A 16282-nucleotide genomic window follows, 5' to 3' on the forward strand; every position below is an offset into this window, starting at 1 on the left:
CGGGCACCCCGTACGTGACATGAGGAGGCGGCCACCCGGGATCCGGGTGGCCGCCTCCTCAGTCATAGCGCCCGCGGCTGCTTCTTCTGCTTCTTCTTCTGCTTCTTCTGCTTCTTCTTGCCGGGCCTTCGTCTACTTCTTCTTGCCGCGCTTCTCGCGCACCCGTACCGAGATGTGGATCGGGGTGCCGTCGAAGCCGAACTCCTCGCGCAGGCGGCGCTCGATGAAGCGGCGGTAGCCCGCCTCGATGAAGCCGGAGGCGAAGAGGACGAAGCGCGGCGGCTTGGTGCCGGCCTGGGTGCCGAAGAGGATGCGGGGCTGCTTGCCGCCCCGGATCGGGTGCGGGTGGGCGGCGACCAGCTCACCGAGGAAGGCGTTCAGCCGGCCCGTCGGGACGCGGGTCTCCCAGCCGGCGAGGGCGGTCTCGATCGCGGGGACCAGCTTCTCCATGTGCCGGCCGGTGCGCGCCGAGACATTGACCCGGGGAGCCCAGGCGACCTGGCCGAACTCGGTCTCGATCTCCCGCTCCAGGTAGTAGCGGCGCTCCTCGTCGAGGGTGTCCCACTTGTTGTACGCGATGACCATCGCGCGGCCCGCCTCGACGGCCATCGTCACGATCCGCTGGTCCTGCACCGAGATGGACTCGGAGGCGTCGATGAGGATGACGGCCACCTCCGCCTTCTCGACGGCGGCGGCGGTGCGCAGCGAGGCGTAGTAGTCGGCGCCCTGCTGGAGGTGGACCCGCTTGCGGATGCCCGCCGTGTCGACGAACTTCCAGACGACACCGCCGAGTTCGATCAGCTCGTCGACCGGGTCGCGGGTGGTGCCCGCGATCTCGTTGACGACGACGCGCTCCTCGTTCGCCACCTTGTTGAGGAGCGAGGACTTGCCGACGTTCGGACGGCCGATGAGCGCGATCCGGCGCGGGCCGCCGACGGCGGTGCCGAAGCTCTGCTCGGGCGCCTCCGGCAGGGCCTCCAGGACGGCGTCCAGCATGTCGCCGGTGCCGCGGCCGTGCAGCGAGGAGACCGGGTGCGGCTCGCCGATGCCGAGGGACCACAGCGCGGTCGCGTCGGCCTCGCCGCTCGGGCCGTCGACCTTGTTGGCGCAGAGCACCACGGGCTTGCCCGCCTTGCGGAGCAGCCGGACGACGGCCTCGTCGGTGTCGGTGACGCCGACCTTGGCGTCGACGACGAAGACGACCGCGTCGGCGGCCTCGATGGCGTACTCGGCCTGGGCGGCGACGGAGGCGTCGATGCCGAGGACGTCCTGCTCCCAGCCGCCGGTGTCGACGACCTTGAAGCGGCGGCCCGCCCACTCGGCCTCGTAGGTGACACGGTCGCGGGTGACGCCGGGCTTGTCCTCGACGACCGCCTCGCGGCGGCCGATGATGCGGTTCACCAGGGTCGACTTGCCGACGTTCGGACGGCCGACGACGGCGAGGACGGGCAGCGGGCCGTGGCCCGCCTCCTCGATGGCGCCCTCGACGTCCTCGACGTCGAAGCCCTCTACCGCGGCGAGCTCCATGAACTCCGCGTACTCGGCGTCGCCAAGCTCTCCGTGCTCGTGCTCGGAGGGAAACTGGTCGTTCATGAAGTCCGTACCTCGTAGTTCATCGTGGTGATCGGTGGAACACCCGGCGTGTCCGCCGGCCGGTCCACTACTCAGTGTCGCCCAGCGACCGATCGGACGCCCGGCGTTTTACCGGCGGCCGGTGAGCCGCCGGGCATGGTCCAGGTGTGCGCCGAGCTGCCGCTGGATGCGCACGGTCGCCTCGTCGAGTGCCTTGCGGGTCCGCCGTCCGCTGCCGTCGCCCGCCTCGAACGGGTCGCCGAAGACGATGTCGACGCGGGAGCGCAGCGGAGGCAGCCCCTTGATCAACCGTCCCCGCCGCTCCGTGCTTCCCAGGACGGCGACCGGGACGATCGGCGCGCCGCTGCGCACGGCGAAGTAGGAGAGCCCGGCCCGCAGCGAGGCGAAGTCGCCCTCGCCCCGGGTGCCCTCCGGGAAGATACCGAGCACACCGCCGCCCGCCAGGACGGCGAGCGCGCGGGTGATGGCGGTGCGGTCGGCGGTGGTACGGTCCACCTCGACCTGGCCGACGGCGCGCATGAACGGGCCGAGCGGACCGATGAACGCCTCCTTCTTGACCAGGAAGTGCGAGGCCCGGGGCGCCACGCCGATGACCATCGGGCCGTCGACGATGTGGGAGTGGTTGGGGGCGAGGATCACCGGGCCGGTCGCGGGGACCTTCCAGGCGCCCAGCACCCGCGGCTTCCACAGCCCGTACATCAGACCGACGCCGATACGCCGGCCCACCTCGGCGCCGATCGGCGAGGGAACCTCGGCCGATGTCGTCCCGGCCGGGGTCGCCCGGGACGACGGGGCCCGCTCCGCGGAGGCCTCGCTCACTTCCCCGCCCGCTTCTCCTCGACGAGGGTGACGACGCACTCGATGACCTGCTGGAGGGTGAGGTCCGAGGTGTCCACCTCGACCGCGTCGTCCGCCTTGGCGAGCGGCGAGGTCTTCCGGCTGGAGTCGGCCGCGTCCCGCTTGAGCAGCGCCTCGCGGGTCTGCTGGACGTCGGAGCCCTTCAGCTCACCGCTGCGGCGGGCGGCACGGGCCTCCGGGGAGGCGGTGAGGAAGATCTTCAGGTCGGCGTCCGGCAGGACGGTCGTGCCGATGTCGCGGCCCTCGACGACGATGCCGTTCTCCGCGCCCGACGCGATGGACCGCTGCAGCTCGGTGATCCGCGCCCGCACCTCCGGTACCGCGCTGACGGCGCTGACCTTGGAAGTGACGTCCTGGGTGCGGATGGGTCCGGCGACATCGGTGCCGTCGACGGTGATGGTCGGCCCGGACGGGTCGGTGCCCGAGACGATCTCCGGCTTGCCCGCCACGGCGGCGATCGCGGAGGGGTCCTCTATGTCGATGCCGTTGGTGACCATCCACCAGGTGATCGCCCGGTACTGGGCGCCCGTGTCCAGATAGCTCAGCCCGAGCTGCGCGGCCACGGCCTTCGAGGTGCTCGACTTGCCCGTGCCGGAGGGGCCGTCGATGGCAACGATCACTGTGGCGCGTTCCACTGGGGAGCACCTTTCCTGGTCCGAGGTGGTGGGGGCGAGACGGAAGACGCCCCGCACAAGGGTACTGGGTGCGCGTAGCCCATCCGGCCGTGCCCACGGCCACCGCTGCGGCCGTGACCGTGGCCGTGGCCGCCCGGTCCTACTGCCGGATCGCCCAGCCCCGCTCCCGCAGCGCCCCCGTCAGCACCACCGCCGCCTTGGGCTCCACCATCAGCTGCACCAGACCGGCCTGCTGCCCGGTGGCGTGCTCGATGCGGACGTCCTCGACGTTGATCCCGGCGGCCCCCGCGTCGGCGAAGATACGGGCCAGCTGGCCGGGCTGGTCGTCGATCAGGACGGCCACGACCTCGTAGGCGCGCGGAGCGGACCCGTGCTTGCCGGGGACGCGGACCTGACCGGCGTTGCCCCGGCGCAGCACGTCCTCGATCCCGCTGACGCCCTCGCGCCGCTTGGCCTCGTCGGAGGCCTGCAGCGCGCGCAGCGCCTGGACGGTCTCGTCGAGATCGGCGGAGACATCGGCGAGGAGGTCGGCGACCGGTCCGGGGTTGGCGGAGAGGATGTCGATCCACATCCGGGGGTCGGAGGCCGCGATCCGGGTCACGTCCCGGATGCCCTGTCCGCACAGCCGTACGGCCGACTCCTCGGCGTGCTCCAGCCGCGCGGCGACCAGGCTGGAGACCAGGTGCGGCATGTGGGAGACCAGGGCGACGGCCCGGTCGTGGGCGTCGGCGTCCATGACCACCGGGACGGCCCGGCAGTGCGAGACCAGTTCCAGGGCGAGGTTCAGGACCTCGGTGTCGGTGTCCCGGGTCGGGGTGAGCACCCAGGGGCGCCCCTCGAACAGATCACCGGTGGCGGCCAGCGGGCCGGACTTCTCGCGGCCCGACATGGGGTGGGTGCCGATGTAGGCGGAGAGGTCGAGGCCCAGCTCCTCCAGCTCGCGGCGGGGGCCGCCCTTGACGGAGGCCACGTCGAGATAGCCGCGCGCCAGGCCCCGGCGCATGGCGTCGGCGAGGGTCGCGGCCACATGCGCGGGCGGGGCCGCGACGATCGCGAGGTCCACCGGGCCGTCGGGCGCCTCGTCGGTGCCGGCGCCGAGCGCGGCGGCCGTACGGGCCTGCTCCGGATCGTGGTCGGTGAGGTGGACCGTGACACCGCGCTGGGCCAGGGCGAGGGCGGCGGAGGTGCCGATCAGCCCGGTGCCGATGACGAGGGCGGTTCTCACTGGGCGATGTCCTTGCGGAGTGCGGCGGCGGCCCCCAGGTACACATGGGCGATCTCGGAGCGCGGCCGGTCGGACTCGATGTGCGCGAGTATCCGGACGACCCGGGGCATGGCCCCCTCGATGTCCAGTTCCTGCGCGCAGATCAGCGGGACGTCCACGATGCCGAGCTTGCGGGCGGCGGCGGCCGGGAAGTCGCTGTGCAGGTCGGGGGTGGCCGTGAACCAGATGCTGATCAGGTCGTCCGGGCCGAGCCCGTTGCGCTCCAGGACCGCGGTGAGCAGTTCGCCCACCTGCTCGTCCATGTGCCCCGCCTCGTCCCGTTCGAGTTGGACGGCGCCCCGGACCGCTCGTACCGCCACGGCTGTGCTCCTCGCTGATGTACATCCCGGCTCGTTGTACGACCAGCCTAGTCAGCCCGCGCCTGCCCGGTGCGCGGCGCCCGCCTGCCGAGACGTGCGGCGCGGGAGGCGCCCCCGGTGGCGGATCTTCGGCGCGCAACCCGACAATGTCTCGCGAATGTCACTGTCCCGTCACTTGGGGTGAAATACCTCCATGCGCCCCTGGACGCCGCCGCGCGGGTCCGCTTGCATGGGGGAGGCCGTCCGCGCCACGCCTCGGGGGAGGCTCGTATGAAGCGCTCCGGACCACTTGTCACTCTGCTCGGCGGGCTGGTGCTGGCACTGATCCTGCTGTCGTTCAACGCGACGACCGGGACCCGCGCCGGCTCGACCTCTACCACGAACGACCCGCCGCCCGCCTCGGCCGCGCCTAGCCCGTCCCCGAGCCCGTCCCCGACGAGGAACTCGCCGTCGCCGCGCGCGACACCCTCCCCGCCGGCCGACGCCGACTACGCGGGCCGTACCGACGACGACTCCGCCGCGATCGCCGTGACCCTGCGCGACGGCAAGGCGGTCGCCTACTTCTGCGACGGCCGCACCCAGGAGTCCTGGCTCAAGGGCGATGTCGAGGACGACGGCGGCATGCGGCTCACGAGCAAGGACGGCGCCGAGCTGAACGGCACGCTGAAGGGCGGGAGCGTCCGGGGCACGGTCGACATCGGCGGCCGGGAGTACGGCTTCACGGCGCCCGAGACCGGTGAGTCCGCGCTGTACCGGGCGACGGCCAACGTCCGCGGGGCCGAGGTCGACGGCGGCTGGATCGTGCTGCCGGACGGCAGCCAGGTCGGCATTCTCAAGCGCGACGGCAAGGCCGCGGCAGCCCCGGAGATCGACCCGGAGACCGGTGCGGTGACGGTCGACGGACAACAGCTCACGGCCCGCCCCGTCACCCCGGAGAGCAGCTCATGACCGTCGACCCGAACGCCGCCACCCAGGACTTCCCCTCCCCTCGACCCTCCCCCGCCGGCCCCGGCGGCGCCTCCCGCTATCTGGTCCCGGCGCTCGTGGCCTGCGCGGTGGCGGTCGGCCTCGGCGTCTACGGCAAGGCGCACGACCCGGCGGGCACCGCGTTCAACCTCGCGGGGTTCAGCAGCACGGGCGCCGTGAAGTCATGGCTGGCGACGGTGTCGTTCGGCTTCGCGCTCGTCCAGCTGACCTCGGCGCTGATGCTGTACGGCAAGCTGCCGGGCCCGAGCTGGTCGGGGGTGCTGCACCGCTGGTCGGGGCGGGTGGCGTTCCTGGTCGCGGTGCCGGTGGCGGTGCACTGTCTGTACGCCCTGGGCTTCCAGACGTACGAAACACGCGTTTTGTGGCACTCTCTCCTGGGTTGCTTCTTCTTCGGTGTTTTCAGTGCGAAGATGCTGCTGCTCCGCTCGGAGCGACTCCCCGGCTGGCTCCTGCCGATCGTCGGCGGTCTCGTCTTCACCGCTCTCACGGTCGTCTGGCTGACCTCCGCCCTCTGGTTCTTCCGCACGTTCGGAGTGACGACATGACGATGGGTTCGACGCGGCGCGCGGTCCTGGCGACCGGCGCGGCGGGCACGGCGGCGCTGCTGGTGGGGTGCGGCGAGTACGGCGGGGACGACGGCGGCGACGGCGGTGACTCCCCGGCGGAGACCTCGCCCGGGGACGCGGGCACCGGTGGCGCCGGTGAGGAGCTGACGACGACGGCCGACATCCCGGTGGGCGGCGGCAAGATCTTCAAGGAGGAGAAGGTCGTCGTGACACAGCCCGCGGAGGGCGACTTCAAGGCCTTCTCGGCCGTCTGCACGCACCAGGGCTGCATCGTCAGCGGTATCGCGGACGAGACGATCGACTGTGCCTGCCACGGCAGCAAGTTCAAGATCACGGACGGTGCGGTGGTGCAGGGACCGGCCACGAAGCCGCTGCCCGCCGAGGAGATCAAGGTCTCGGGAAATTCGATTCGGCTGGCCTGAACCACCCCGTACGCTCCCGGGCATGCAGCCCCCGCATCCGCATCCGCACGATCTGGTCCGCGACCACACCGTCTACGCCTGTGTGATGGGGTCGCGGGCCTTCGGCCTGGCCACGGACGACAGCGACACCGACCTGCGGGGTGTCTTCCTGGCCCCCACCGAGCTGTTCTGGCGCTTCGAGAAGCCGCCGACGCATGTGGAGGGGCCTGCGGAGGAGCAGTTCGGCTGGGAGCTGGAGCGATTCTGCGCTCTGGCCCTGCGCGCCAACCCCAACATCCTGGAGTGCCTGCACTCCCCCTTGGTCGAGCACATCGACGCCACGGGACGTGAACTGCTGGACCTGCGCGGGGCGTTCCTCTCCCGTCAGGCCCACGAGACCTTCGCCCGCTACGCCCTCGGCCAGCGCAAGAAGCTCGACGCGGACGTCCGCACCCACGGCGCCCCCCGCTGGAAGCACGCCATGCATCTGCTCCGCCTCCTGATGAGCTGCCGGGACCTGCTGCGCACGGGCACACTCACCGTCGACGTCGGCGACCGGCGCGACTCCCTGCTCGCGGTGAAGCGCGGCGAGGTCCCCTGGGCCCGGGTGGAGTCCTGGATGGCCCGGCTGGCCACGGAGGCGGAGGAGGCGGCGGCCCACAGCCCCCTCCCGCCGGAGCCGGACCGGGCCCGGGTCGAGGACTTCGTCGTACGCGCCCGACGCGCCTCGGCACTGCGCTCCGCCTCAGCCCTTCAGCCCCTCCAGGCGGACCCGGACGACGAAGTCGTGCAGGGCGTCGTGGGCGGAGGGACTCTCCGGCAGCGCTGACAGGGCCTGCTCCTCGTCCAGGACGCCGTGCAGGCGCTCCACGTCCGCCGCGACCCGCTCCTGGTCGACCTCCGCCTTGCCGTGCTCCAGGGCCGCCTTCGCCGCGACGAGGTCCGGGAGATACGCGGGCGCCTCGGCGAGCTGCGGGAGCAGCGTGGGCAGATGGGCCTCCACCTCGCCGCGGCGCATCAGATGGATGCCGGTGAGCAGCACCCGGAACGTGTAGAGCAGTGGCTTGAGTTCACCGGTCTTCTCGAAGAGCCGCCACTGGGTGATGGCGAACCCCCGGTAGTGGTGGGCGTGGTGACGGGTGAGGACACCGGGGGCGAGCGCCACCAGTTCGCGGTGCGACTCGCCCGTGTGCACGACGAGCGGGGAGAGCAGCTGCTCCAGCACATAGCCGTTGCGGCGCAGCATCAGCCGGGCGAACTTGCGCAGGTCGTGGGTGACGAGGTCCATCTCGACCCCGTCCCGGTCCCACATCCTCGACCGGGTCTCCTCCGGCTCGCGCAGCCCGACCAGTTCGGCCGCCGGCAGCAGATGCGCACCGCGCAGGTCGACGTCCGAGTCGCGCGAGGGGAAGCCGTACAGATGGGCTCCGGAGACGGTCGCGAACAGCAGGGGATCGGGCTGTTCGGCGACCACCGGGGCCAGGTCGGTGTCGAGGGCGTCGAGGGTGTCCGTCATCCCTCAAGCGTCCCAGAGCGCCCCCAGCGACACGAGGTCACCCTGGTACTCGATCCGGTCGGCCCACTCGGCGGGCCAGGCGTCCGGCCCGTGGTAGGCGCCCGCGAAGGCGCCGGTGAGACAGGCGATGGAGTCCGAGTCCCCCGAGGTGCAGGCGGCGCGGCGCAGCGCGGTGACGGGCTCGTCGACGAAGAGCAGGAAGCACAGCAGCCCGGTGGCGAGGGCCTCCTCGGCGACCCAGCCCTCCCCCGTGGCCAGGCAGGGGTCGGTCTCGGGCGACGGAAGCCGCAGGGCGTCCTGGACCCGGTCCAGGGCGTCCAGGCACTCGTCCCAGCCCCGGGCGATGTAGTGCTCGGGCGAGGGGTCCTGGCTGTAGGTCCACAGGTCGCCGAGCCAGCGCGCGTGGTAGCGGGAGCGGTTCTCCAGGGCGTACGACCGCAGTCGGCCGACCAGGCCCAGCGGATCGGTGCCCTGGGCGAGCAGCCGTACCGCGTGGGCGGTGAGGTCGGAGGCGGCGAGCGCGGTGGGGTGGCCGTGGGTGAGGGCGGCCTGCAACTGGGCGGCGCCCGCGCGCTGTTCGTCGCTGAGCGGGCCGATCAGGCCGAGCGGCGCGACCCGCATGTTGGCGCCGCAGCCCTTGGAGCCGATCTGGCTGGCGAACTGCCAGGGGTGGCGCTCGACGGCGAGGAGGTCGCAGGCGACCAGGCAGGTGTGGCCGGGGGCGCGGTTGTTCTCCGGGGAGCGGGACCACTCCACGAACTCCTTGCGGACGGCCCGTTCCAGCGCCTCGGCGCCGAGCGAGCCGCGGTCCATGGCCGCCCGCAGCCCGTGCGCCAGTGCCAGCGTCATCTGGGTGTCGTCGGTGACGATCGCGGGCCTCGGCAGCTCCATCTTCCGCCAGGGGCCGCACTTGGCGAGGATCGACGGGATGTCGTTGAACTCCGTCGGAAAGCCGAGGGCGTCTCCGAGGGCGAGTCCGAGCAGGGATCCGGTGGCGGAACGCTTCGTACGGAGCGTCATGGTCATCAGGGCCGTCCTTCCGTGGTGGGTCGGAGCAGGGGCGGGTGCAGGGCGGTGGCCCCACCCGCTCGGTACAGTGCGGCGGGCTTGCCGCGACCGCCGGTCAGACGGGCGGCGCCGGGCACCTGTTCGACGAAGCCCGGCGTGGCCAGCACCTTGCGCCGGAAGTTGGGCCGGTCGATCGGAGTGCCCCACACGGTCTCGTAGACCTGCTGCAGCTCACCGAGGGTGAACTCGGGCGGACAGAAGGAGGTGGCGAGACAGGTGTACTCCAGCTTGGCACCGACGCGTTCGTGGGCGTCGGCGAGGATGCGGTCGTGGTCGAAGGCGAGCGGACCGATGGCGTTGAAGCGCAGCCACTGGGCCTGGGCGGCGTCACCGCCGCCGTGCGGGACGGGCGGGTCCGGGAACAGCGCGGCGAAGGCGACGGTGACGACCCGCATCCGGGGGTCCCTCCCCGGCTCGCTGTAGGTCCGCAGCTGCTCCAGATGGAGCCCGGCGACGTCCTTGACCCCGGTCTCCTCCGCGAGTTCCCGCAGGGCGGCCTCCTCGGCGGACTCGTCCGGCAGCACGAACCCGCCGGGCAGTGCCCAGCGGCCCGCGTACGGCTCCTGCCCGCGCTCGACGAGCAGCACCTGGAGGGTGCCCGCGCGGACGGTGAAGACGGCCAGGTCGACGGTGACGGCGAAGGGTTCGTAGGCGTACTTGTCGTAGCCCTCGGGTGAGGTCATGGCCTTCGCCCCCTTTATGGTCACCATGACTAATAGTCATCACGACTATAAAAGCGACGGGTGTCCGGGCACAACCCTTTTACGGGGAAAGGAAGGCCAAGAACCGCGTCAAGCACGGCACCGGGAACGGCAAAGGGCCGGCCCCGACGGCAAACCCGGGACCGGCCCACCGCGCGCACGCGGTCGAAAATCCGACGGAGGCTAGAGGTCGACCTCCTGCATCAGCATCCCGACCTCGGTGTTCGACAACCGGCGCAGCCAGCCCGACTTCTGGTCGCCGAGGGTGATCGGCCCGAAGGCGACACGCACCAGCTTGTCGACCGGGAAGCCGGCCTCCGCCAGCATCCGGCGCACGATGTGCTTGCGGCCCTCGTGCAGGGTCACCTCGACGAGGTAGTTCTTGCCGGTCTGCTCGACGACCCGGAAGTGGTCCGCGCGCGCGTACCCGTCCTCCAGCTGGATGCCGTCCTTGAGCCGCTTGCCCAGGTCGCGCGGGATCGGGCCCACGATGTGCGCGAGATAGACCTTCTTCACGCCGTACTTGGGGTGGGTCAGCCGGTGCGCCAGCTCACCGTGGTTGGTGAGCAGGATGACACCCTCGGTCTCGGTGTCGAGCCGCCCGACGTGGAACAGCCGCGTCTCGCGGTTGGTCACATAGTCGCCGAGGCACTGCCGGCCCTCGTTGTCCTCCATCGTGGAGACGACACCGGCCGGCTTGTTCAGCGAGAAGAACTGGTACGACTGTGTCGCGACCGTCAGCCCGTCGACCTTGACCTCGTCCTTCTCCGGGTCGACGCGCTTGCCCTGCTCCAGGACGATCTCGCCGTTGACCTCGACCCGCGCCTGCTCGATCAGCTCCTCGCAGGCCCGCCGGGAGCCGTAGCCCGCGCGCGCGAGGATCTTCTGCAGCCGCTCGCCCTCCTGCTCGGCGCCCGGGAAGGTCCTGGGCAGCTTGACGTCCTTCTTGTTCGCGTACCGCTCCCGGTTGCGCTCCTCGGCCCGCGCGTCGTACTCACGCGAGGTCGCCGGGGCCCAACGGCCGCGCCCACCGCTCGGGGACTGCTTGGGGCCACCCTTGGCACCGCCGCGCGCGGACGCGCCGCGCCCCGACTTCGGCCCCTCCTGGGTGCCGCCGGGGCCCACGTCGTAGCGCCGCTCCTCCGGGCGCGGGTTCTTCGGCCGGCCGCCCTGCCTGTCGTCGCGGTCGTTCCCGGCACCGCGGTAGTTGCCGCGGCCCGCGCCGCTCCCACCTCGGCCACCGCTGCTCCCGCCGCGGCCGCCGCTGTTGCCACCACGGCTCCCGCCGTTGTTTCCGCTGCTGTTCCTGCCGCTACTGCTTCGCATCAAAGTTCCGTCTTGTCGTCTGCGTCCTCGGAATCCGGGGCGTCCGGATCGAACGACGGGACCCCCTCCTGCGTCTCGGCCTCGATCGCCTCAGCCTCCGGGAGGAAGGGCGCGAGCTCCGGGAGCTCGTCCAGGCCGCGCAGGCCCATCCGCTCCAGAAAGTAGTTCGTCGTCCTGTACAGGATCGCACCTGTTTCGGGTTCCGCGCCCGCCTCCTCGACCAGACCCCGCTGCAGCAGCGTCCGCATGACCCCGTCGCAGTTGACCCCGCGCACGGCCGAGACCCTGCTCCGGCTCACCGGCTGCCGGTACGCGACCACCGCCAGCGTCTCCAGCGCGGCCTGGGTAAGCCGGGCCTGCTGCCCGTCCAGCACGAACCGTTCGACGGCGGCGGCGTACTCGGGCCGGGTGTAGTACCGCCACCCGCCGGCGATCAGCCGCAGCTCGAACCCGCGCCCCTGCGTCGCGTACTCGTCGGCCAGTTCCCTGAGCGCCTTGGAGATCTGCCTCTTCGGCCGCTCCAGGATCTTGCTCAGATGCTCCACGGTCGCGGGCTCGTCCACGACCATCAGAACGGCCTCCAGGGCGGGCCCGAGGTCGAGGTCGGCGACGGTACGCGGCCCCGCGGGCGTATCGGTTCTCTCCTCGCTCACGCCTTCTCCTCCTTGGACGGCTTGGACGACTCGGGGGGCTCGGGCGGGCGGTCGAACTCGTCCGTGACCACGGGTTCCGCGCCCTCGTCCCCACCGGTCCAGCGCACGGTCAGCTCACCGAGCGCGGTCTCCTGGTCGAGGGCCACGGCCTTCTCGCGATACAGCTCCAGCAGGGCGAGGAAGCGGGCGACGACGGTGAGGGTGTCGTCGGTGTCCTCGACGAGCACCCGGAAGGAGGCCTCGCCCAGCTCCCGCAGCCGGGCCACGACGATCCCGGCCTGCTCCTGGACACTCACCAGCGGCGCGTGGATGTGGTCGACGTACACCTGCGGCTTCGGTTTCGGCTGCATCGCCTTCACGGCCAGCCTGGCGAATCCTTCCGCCCCGATGCTGATGACCACCTCGGGCAGCAGTTCGGCGTGCTGCGGCTCCAGCCCGACGGTCCGTGGATACCGCCGGGCCTCCTCGTCCAGCCGCCGGTTGAAGATCTCCGCGATCTGTTTGTACGCCCGGTACTGCAACAGCCTCGCGAACAGCAGGTCCCGGGCTTCGAGCAGCGCGAGATCCGCCTCGTCCTCGACCTCGGCGGCGGGCAGCAGCCGGGCGGCCTTCAGATCCAGCAAGGTGGCGGCGACGACGAGAAACTCGGTCGTCTCGTCCAGGTCCCAGTCCGACCCCATGCCCCGGATGTGCGCCATGAACTCGTCGGTCACCTTGGAGAGCGCGACCTCGGTGACATCCAGCTTGTGCTTGGAGATCAACTGAAGGAGGAGATCGAACGGCCCTTCGAAATTGGCGAGCCGAACCTTGAAGACCCCGTCATCAACGGCGTCAACGGCATCGACGACTTCGGCCTCGGCCTCGACTTCGACGGGGACGACACCCGAGGGCTCCTCGTCACCGCCGCCCGCGTCGACCGGCTCGACCGGCGGAGCCGAGGGCGGAGCCAGCGCCCCCCTCCCCAGCGCACGCCGACGACCGGTGGAACCACCGGAGGCCGAGCCCGCGCCAGAGGAGTCAAACGAGGTCATAGCCCCCGCAGGCTACCCCTACCGCCCCCGCAGCCGCCGTACGAGGATGCTCGCGTCCCCGCGGGACTCCAGATCCGCCAGCACCACGGCCACGGCCTCCCGCACGATCCGCCCGCGGTCCACGGCCAGCCCGTGCTCCCCGCGCAGCACCAACCGCGCGTGTTCGAGATCCATCAGCTCCTCGGCGGAGACATACACGGTGATCTTCTCGTCGTGCCGCTCCCGCCCACTGGGCCGGCGCCCGGAGGCCCGCCCCCGCTTACGGGACCCGGCGGCAGAACCTTCCTGCGGCTTCCCCTGAGGCTGAGGCTGACGCCCGGCCGCCGCGGCCCGCTCGGCCCCGGCCGCGGCGGAGCGACTGCGCGGCTGGTCGCCGTCGGACTCGGCGTCCGCGGCCACATGCTCGGACCCCTCGCCGTCACCGCCCCGCACGGGCACGGACGGCGGCGCGTCCTCCGCTCCGGCGCCGACGGCTCCGTCGCTCTCCCCGGCGGGAGCGGGCACACGGGCTTCTCCGTTGGCCCCCCGCCGGGGAGTGGACGGCTGCAGCGCCATTCCCCCTGTCGTACGGAAGAGTTCGTCGGCCCCCGGCAGACTCACTCGGCGTGACACCGGGCGAGCACCTCCCTGGCGAGCTGGCGGTAGGCGGCGGCGCCGACGGAGTTGGAGGCGTACGTGGTGATCGGCTCACCGGCGACCGTGGTCTCCGGGAAGCGGACCGTGCGCCCGATGACCGTGTGGTAGACGTGCTCGTCGAACGCCTCGACGACGCGGGCGAGGACCTCACGGCTGTGCACGGTGCGCGAGTCGTACATGGTGGCGAGGATGCCGTCGAGCTCCAGGTCGGGGTTGAGCCGCTCCTGGACCTTCTCGATGGTCTCGGTGAGCAGCGCGACTCCGCGCAGGGCGAAGAACTCGCACTCCAGAGGCACTATCACCTTGTGTGCGGCCGTGAGCGCGTTCACGGTGAGCAGGCCGAGCGAGGGCTGACAGTCGATCACGATGTAGTCGTAGTCGGCCATCAGCGGCTTGAGCGCCCGCTGCAGGGTGGACTCGCGCGCGACCTCGGAGACCAGCTGGACCTCGGCCGCCGACAGGTCGATGTTGCTCGGCAGCAGGTCCATGTTGGGGACCGCGGTCTTCAACAGGACCTCGTCGGCCGACATGCCCCGCTCCATGAGCAGGTTGTAGACCGTGAGGTCGAGCTCCATCGGGTTCACACCGAGGCCGACCGAGAGGGCGCCCTGCGGGTCGAAGTCGACGAGCAGGACCCGGCGCCCGTACTCCGCGAGCGCGGCACCCAGGTTGATGGTCGACGTGGTCTTGCCGACGCCGCCCTTCTGGTTGCACATCGCGATGATCTTCGCGGGACCGTGGTCGGTCAGCGGACCCGGGATCGGGAAGTACGGCAGCGGGCGACCGGTCGGACCGATGCGCTCGCGGCGCTGACGGGCCGCGTCGGGCGCGAGCGTGGCCGCGTACTCCGGATCGGGCTCGTACTCGGCGTCGGGGTCGTAGAAGTGCCCGTCGGGCAGCTCGTCGTAGTCGGCGAAGTGGTTGTGGACCCCGCCACTTCCGTCGCCGGCCATGGCGTTCACGTGTAGGCCATCCATGCTCTGGTGTGCTGGCGGAGTTAGCTCGGCTAGCTGCTGACTCTGGCGGGCTGCGAAGGTGCGGACAGCGACGGAGCCGACAGCCGCGAACCCAGTAGGGCCCGAGACCGGCGCAGGCATTCCTGGTTGACCACCCCCGGGAGTAAATGTCGACTCATTCACAAGTCGTCTTACCTCCTTGGTGACCAGGAAACTTCTAGATAGGTCAGCGTGGCACCATGCCGACAGCTGGCGACTCTATGGCGTGTCGGCGGTCCGCAGCAACACAATCCGCCGGACCCGGCCCGATGTGTCGGCAATGAAACATGCGGCTGTCAAGGGCGTAGGGCCGTCGCACGGCAGGTTTCACCGGTGCGCGAAACATCCGAACGGTTACGTTCGAGGCGAGTTGCGCGAGTGTCGCAAAGTGACCATACACACATCCGGCCGGACCTTGTCGGGCAAGATCCGGCCGGGAAACCGCTGTTGACGACCCGTGTTGACGTATCGCCTTTTACCGAAAGGTGACTTAAAACCAGCCGGTCGGACCAGCGGGTCAGACGAGCAGCGAGGCCAGTTCGACGTGCTCCAGGCCGTGCGCCTCGGCGACCTCGCGGTAAACGACCCTGCCGTCATGGGCGTTGAGGCCCTTGGCCAGCGCCGGGTCGCGGCGCGCGGCCTCGGCCCAGCCGTGGTCGGCGAGTTCCACGATGTAGGGCAGCGTGGCGTTGGTCAGCGCGTAGGTGGAGGTGTTGGGCACCGCGCCGGGCATGTTGGCGACGCAGTAGAAGACCGACTCGTGGGCCGGGAAGGTCGGTTCGGCGTGGGTGGTGGGCCGGGAGTCCTCGAAGCAGCCGCCCTGGTCGATGGCGATGTCGACAAGGACACTTCCGGGCTTCATCCGCGACACCAGTTCGTTGGTGACCAGCTTCGGGGCCTTGGCGCCCGGGATGAGGACGGCGCCGATGACGAGGTCGGCCTCCAGGCACGCCTTCTCCAGTTCGAAGGCGTTGGAGACGACGGTCTGGATCCTGGTGCCGAAGATCTTGTCGGCTTCCTTGAGCTTGTTGATGTCCTTGTCGAGCAGGGTGACGTGGAAGCCCATGCCGATGGCGATCTGCGCGGCGTTCCAGCCCGAGACACCGCCGCCGATGACGACGGCCCGGCCGGCCAGCACGCCCGGCACCCCGCCGGGCAGGACCCCGCGACCGCCGTTGGCCCGCATCAGGTGGTAGGCGCCGACCTGGGGGGCGAGCCGGCCCGCGACCTCGGACATGGGGGCGAGCAGCGGCAGCGCGCGGCCGGGCAGTTCGACGGTCTCGTACGCGATCGCGGTCGTGCCCGACTCGACGAGGGCGTCGGTGCACTCCTTGGAGGCGGCCAGGTGCAGATAGGTGAAGAGCGTCTGGTCCTTGCGGAGGCGGTGGTACTCCTCGGCGATGGGCTCCTTGACCTTGAGCAGCAGGTCGGCGGCGGCCCACACCTCGTCGGCGGTGGCCAGGATCTCGGCGCCGGCGGTGACGTACTCGGTGTCCGGGATCGACGAGCCGACTCCGGCGCCCTGCTCGATGACGACCTGGTGTCCGTGACGCGCCAGCTCGTGCACGCCGGCCGGGGTGATGGCCACCCGGAACTCGTTGTTCTTGACCTCGCGGGGGATGCCGACCTTCACGTCGATCACGGTCCTTGGCTCGGAGGGGTGTGGGGTCTCGCACGCACAGGCGGAACATGCCCGAACAATGCAGGACATACCCGTACATATCGGAGCGCA

General features: G+C 71.1%; 18 protein-coding genes. 4 read left to right on the plus strand and 14 right to left on the minus strand.

All coding sequences use genetic code 11. The features are described 5' to 3' along the window. Positions 1-132: 132 nt before the first annotated feature. The 5 genes from der to aroH all read right to left on the minus strand — a co-directional run bounded on the left by der (position 133) and on the right by aroH (position 4670). Complete coding sequence (der, locus tag F9278_RS08605) at positions 133-1593, minus strand: ribosome biogenesis GTPase Der (protein WP_152167764.1); 1461 nt, start codon at positions 1591-1593, stop codon at positions 133-135. A gap of 108 nt (positions 1594-1701) precedes the next feature. Beyond that, on the minus strand, positions 1702-2451 hold the full coding sequence (locus tag F9278_RS08610) for a lysophospholipid acyltransferase family protein (protein WP_193241407.1): 750 nt from the start codon (positions 2449-2451) through the stop codon (positions 1702-1704). Further along, positions 2409-3086 (minus strand): (d)CMP kinase, encoded by a 678-nt coding sequence (gene cmk, locus F9278_RS08615; protein ID WP_152167765.1) that lies wholly within the window; start codon positions 3084-3086, stop codon positions 2409-2411. Before cmk ends, F9278_RS08610 begins: the two co-directional genes overlap by 43 nt. A gap of 139 nt (positions 3087-3225) precedes the next feature. Next, positions 3226-4311: a prephenate dehydrogenase gene (locus F9278_RS08620; RefSeq protein WP_152167766.1), complete on the minus strand. Its 1086-nt coding sequence runs from the start codon at positions 4309-4311 to the stop codon at positions 3226-3228. Further along, entirely contained in the window at positions 4308-4670 is a 363-nt protein-coding gene (gene aroH / locus F9278_RS08625; protein ID WP_033528887.1) for a chorismate mutase, read from the minus strand. The genes F9278_RS08620 and aroH overlap by 4 nt, the downstream gene beginning before the upstream one ends. Positions 4671-4940: 270 nt before the next feature. Here aroH and F9278_RS08630 point away from each other — a divergent pair, with 270 nt between their 5' ends. From F9278_RS08630 to F9278_RS08645, 4 genes are read left to right on the plus strand one after another with little or no spacing between them, the layout of a single operon-like run. Further along, on the plus strand, positions 4941-5618 hold the full coding sequence (locus F9278_RS08630) for a hypothetical protein (RefSeq protein ID WP_152167767.1): 678 nt from the start codon (positions 4941-4943) through the stop codon (positions 5616-5618). Then, positions 5615-6202, plus strand: coding sequence for a DUF6529 family protein (locus F9278_RS08635; protein WP_152167768.1), 588 nt, complete (start codon positions 5615-5617; stop codon positions 6200-6202). Before F9278_RS08630 ends, F9278_RS08635 begins: the two co-directional genes overlap by 4 nt. Beyond that, positions 6199-6645, plus strand: coding sequence for a QcrA and Rieske domain-containing protein (locus tag F9278_RS08640; protein ID WP_152167769.1), 447 nt, complete (start codon positions 6199-6201; stop codon positions 6643-6645). Before F9278_RS08635 ends, F9278_RS08640 begins: the two co-directional genes overlap by 4 nt. 22 nt (positions 6646-6667) lie before the next feature. Beyond that, complete coding sequence (locus F9278_RS08645) at positions 6668-7453, plus strand: nucleotidyltransferase domain-containing protein (protein WP_152167770.1); 786 nt, start codon at positions 6668-6670, stop codon at positions 7451-7453. Here F9278_RS08645 and F9278_RS08650 read toward each other — a convergent pair. The 9 genes from F9278_RS08650 to ald form a co-directional block, all read right to left on the minus strand. Beyond that, entirely contained in the window at positions 7370-8140 is a 771-nt protein-coding gene (locus tag F9278_RS08650; protein ID WP_152167771.1) for a nucleotidyltransferase domain-containing protein, read from the minus strand. The two genes, F9278_RS08645 and F9278_RS08650, sit on opposite strands and share 84 nt — an antisense overlap. A 3-nt stretch (positions 8141-8143) precedes the next feature. Further along, entirely contained in the window at positions 8144-9166 is a 1023-nt protein-coding gene (locus F9278_RS08655) for an ADP-ribosylglycohydrolase family protein (protein WP_152167772.1), read from the minus strand. Further along, positions 9166-9891, minus strand: a complete 726-nt coding sequence (locus tag F9278_RS08660; protein ID WP_152167773.1) for an NUDIX hydrolase — start codon at positions 9889-9891, stop codon at positions 9166-9168. The genes F9278_RS08655 and F9278_RS08660 overlap by 1 nt, the downstream gene beginning before the upstream one ends. Positions 9892-10092: 201 nt before the next feature. Next, positions 10093-11235 (minus strand): pseudouridine synthase, encoded by a 1143-nt coding sequence (locus F9278_RS08665; RefSeq protein WP_152167774.1) that lies wholly within the window; start codon positions 11233-11235, stop codon positions 10093-10095. Next, positions 11235-11888, minus strand: coding sequence for an SMC-Scp complex subunit ScpB (gene scpB / locus F9278_RS08670; RefSeq protein WP_152167775.1), 654 nt, complete (start codon positions 11886-11888; stop codon positions 11235-11237). The genes F9278_RS08665 and scpB overlap by 1 nt, the downstream gene beginning before the upstream one ends. After that, on the minus strand, positions 11885-12919 hold the full coding sequence (locus F9278_RS08675; protein WP_152167776.1) for a segregation and condensation protein A: 1035 nt from the start codon (positions 12917-12919) through the stop codon (positions 11885-11887). The genes scpB and F9278_RS08675 overlap by 4 nt, the downstream gene beginning before the upstream one ends. Before the next feature lie 18 nt (positions 12920-12937). Further along, a complete protein-coding gene (locus F9278_RS08680) occupies positions 12938-13531 on the minus strand; it encodes a hypothetical protein (protein WP_152167777.1) in 594 nt (197 codons plus the stop codon). After that, positions 13516-14652 (minus strand): ParA family protein, encoded by a 1137-nt coding sequence (locus F9278_RS08685; protein ID WP_152167778.1) that lies wholly within the window; start codon positions 14650-14652, stop codon positions 13516-13518. The genes F9278_RS08680 and F9278_RS08685 overlap by 16 nt, the downstream gene beginning before the upstream one ends. A gap of 415 nt (positions 14653-15067) precedes the next feature. Then, entirely contained in the window at positions 15068-16192 is a 1125-nt protein-coding gene (gene ald / locus F9278_RS08690; RefSeq protein ID WP_193241408.1) for an alanine dehydrogenase, read from the minus strand. Between the last annotated feature and the right edge of the window lie 90 nt (positions 16193-16282).

The organism is Streptomyces phaeolivaceus (genome assembly GCF_009184865.1).
Classification (GTDB): domain Bacteria; phylum Actinomycetota; class Actinomycetes; order Streptomycetales; family Streptomycetaceae; genus Streptomyces; species Streptomyces phaeolivaceus.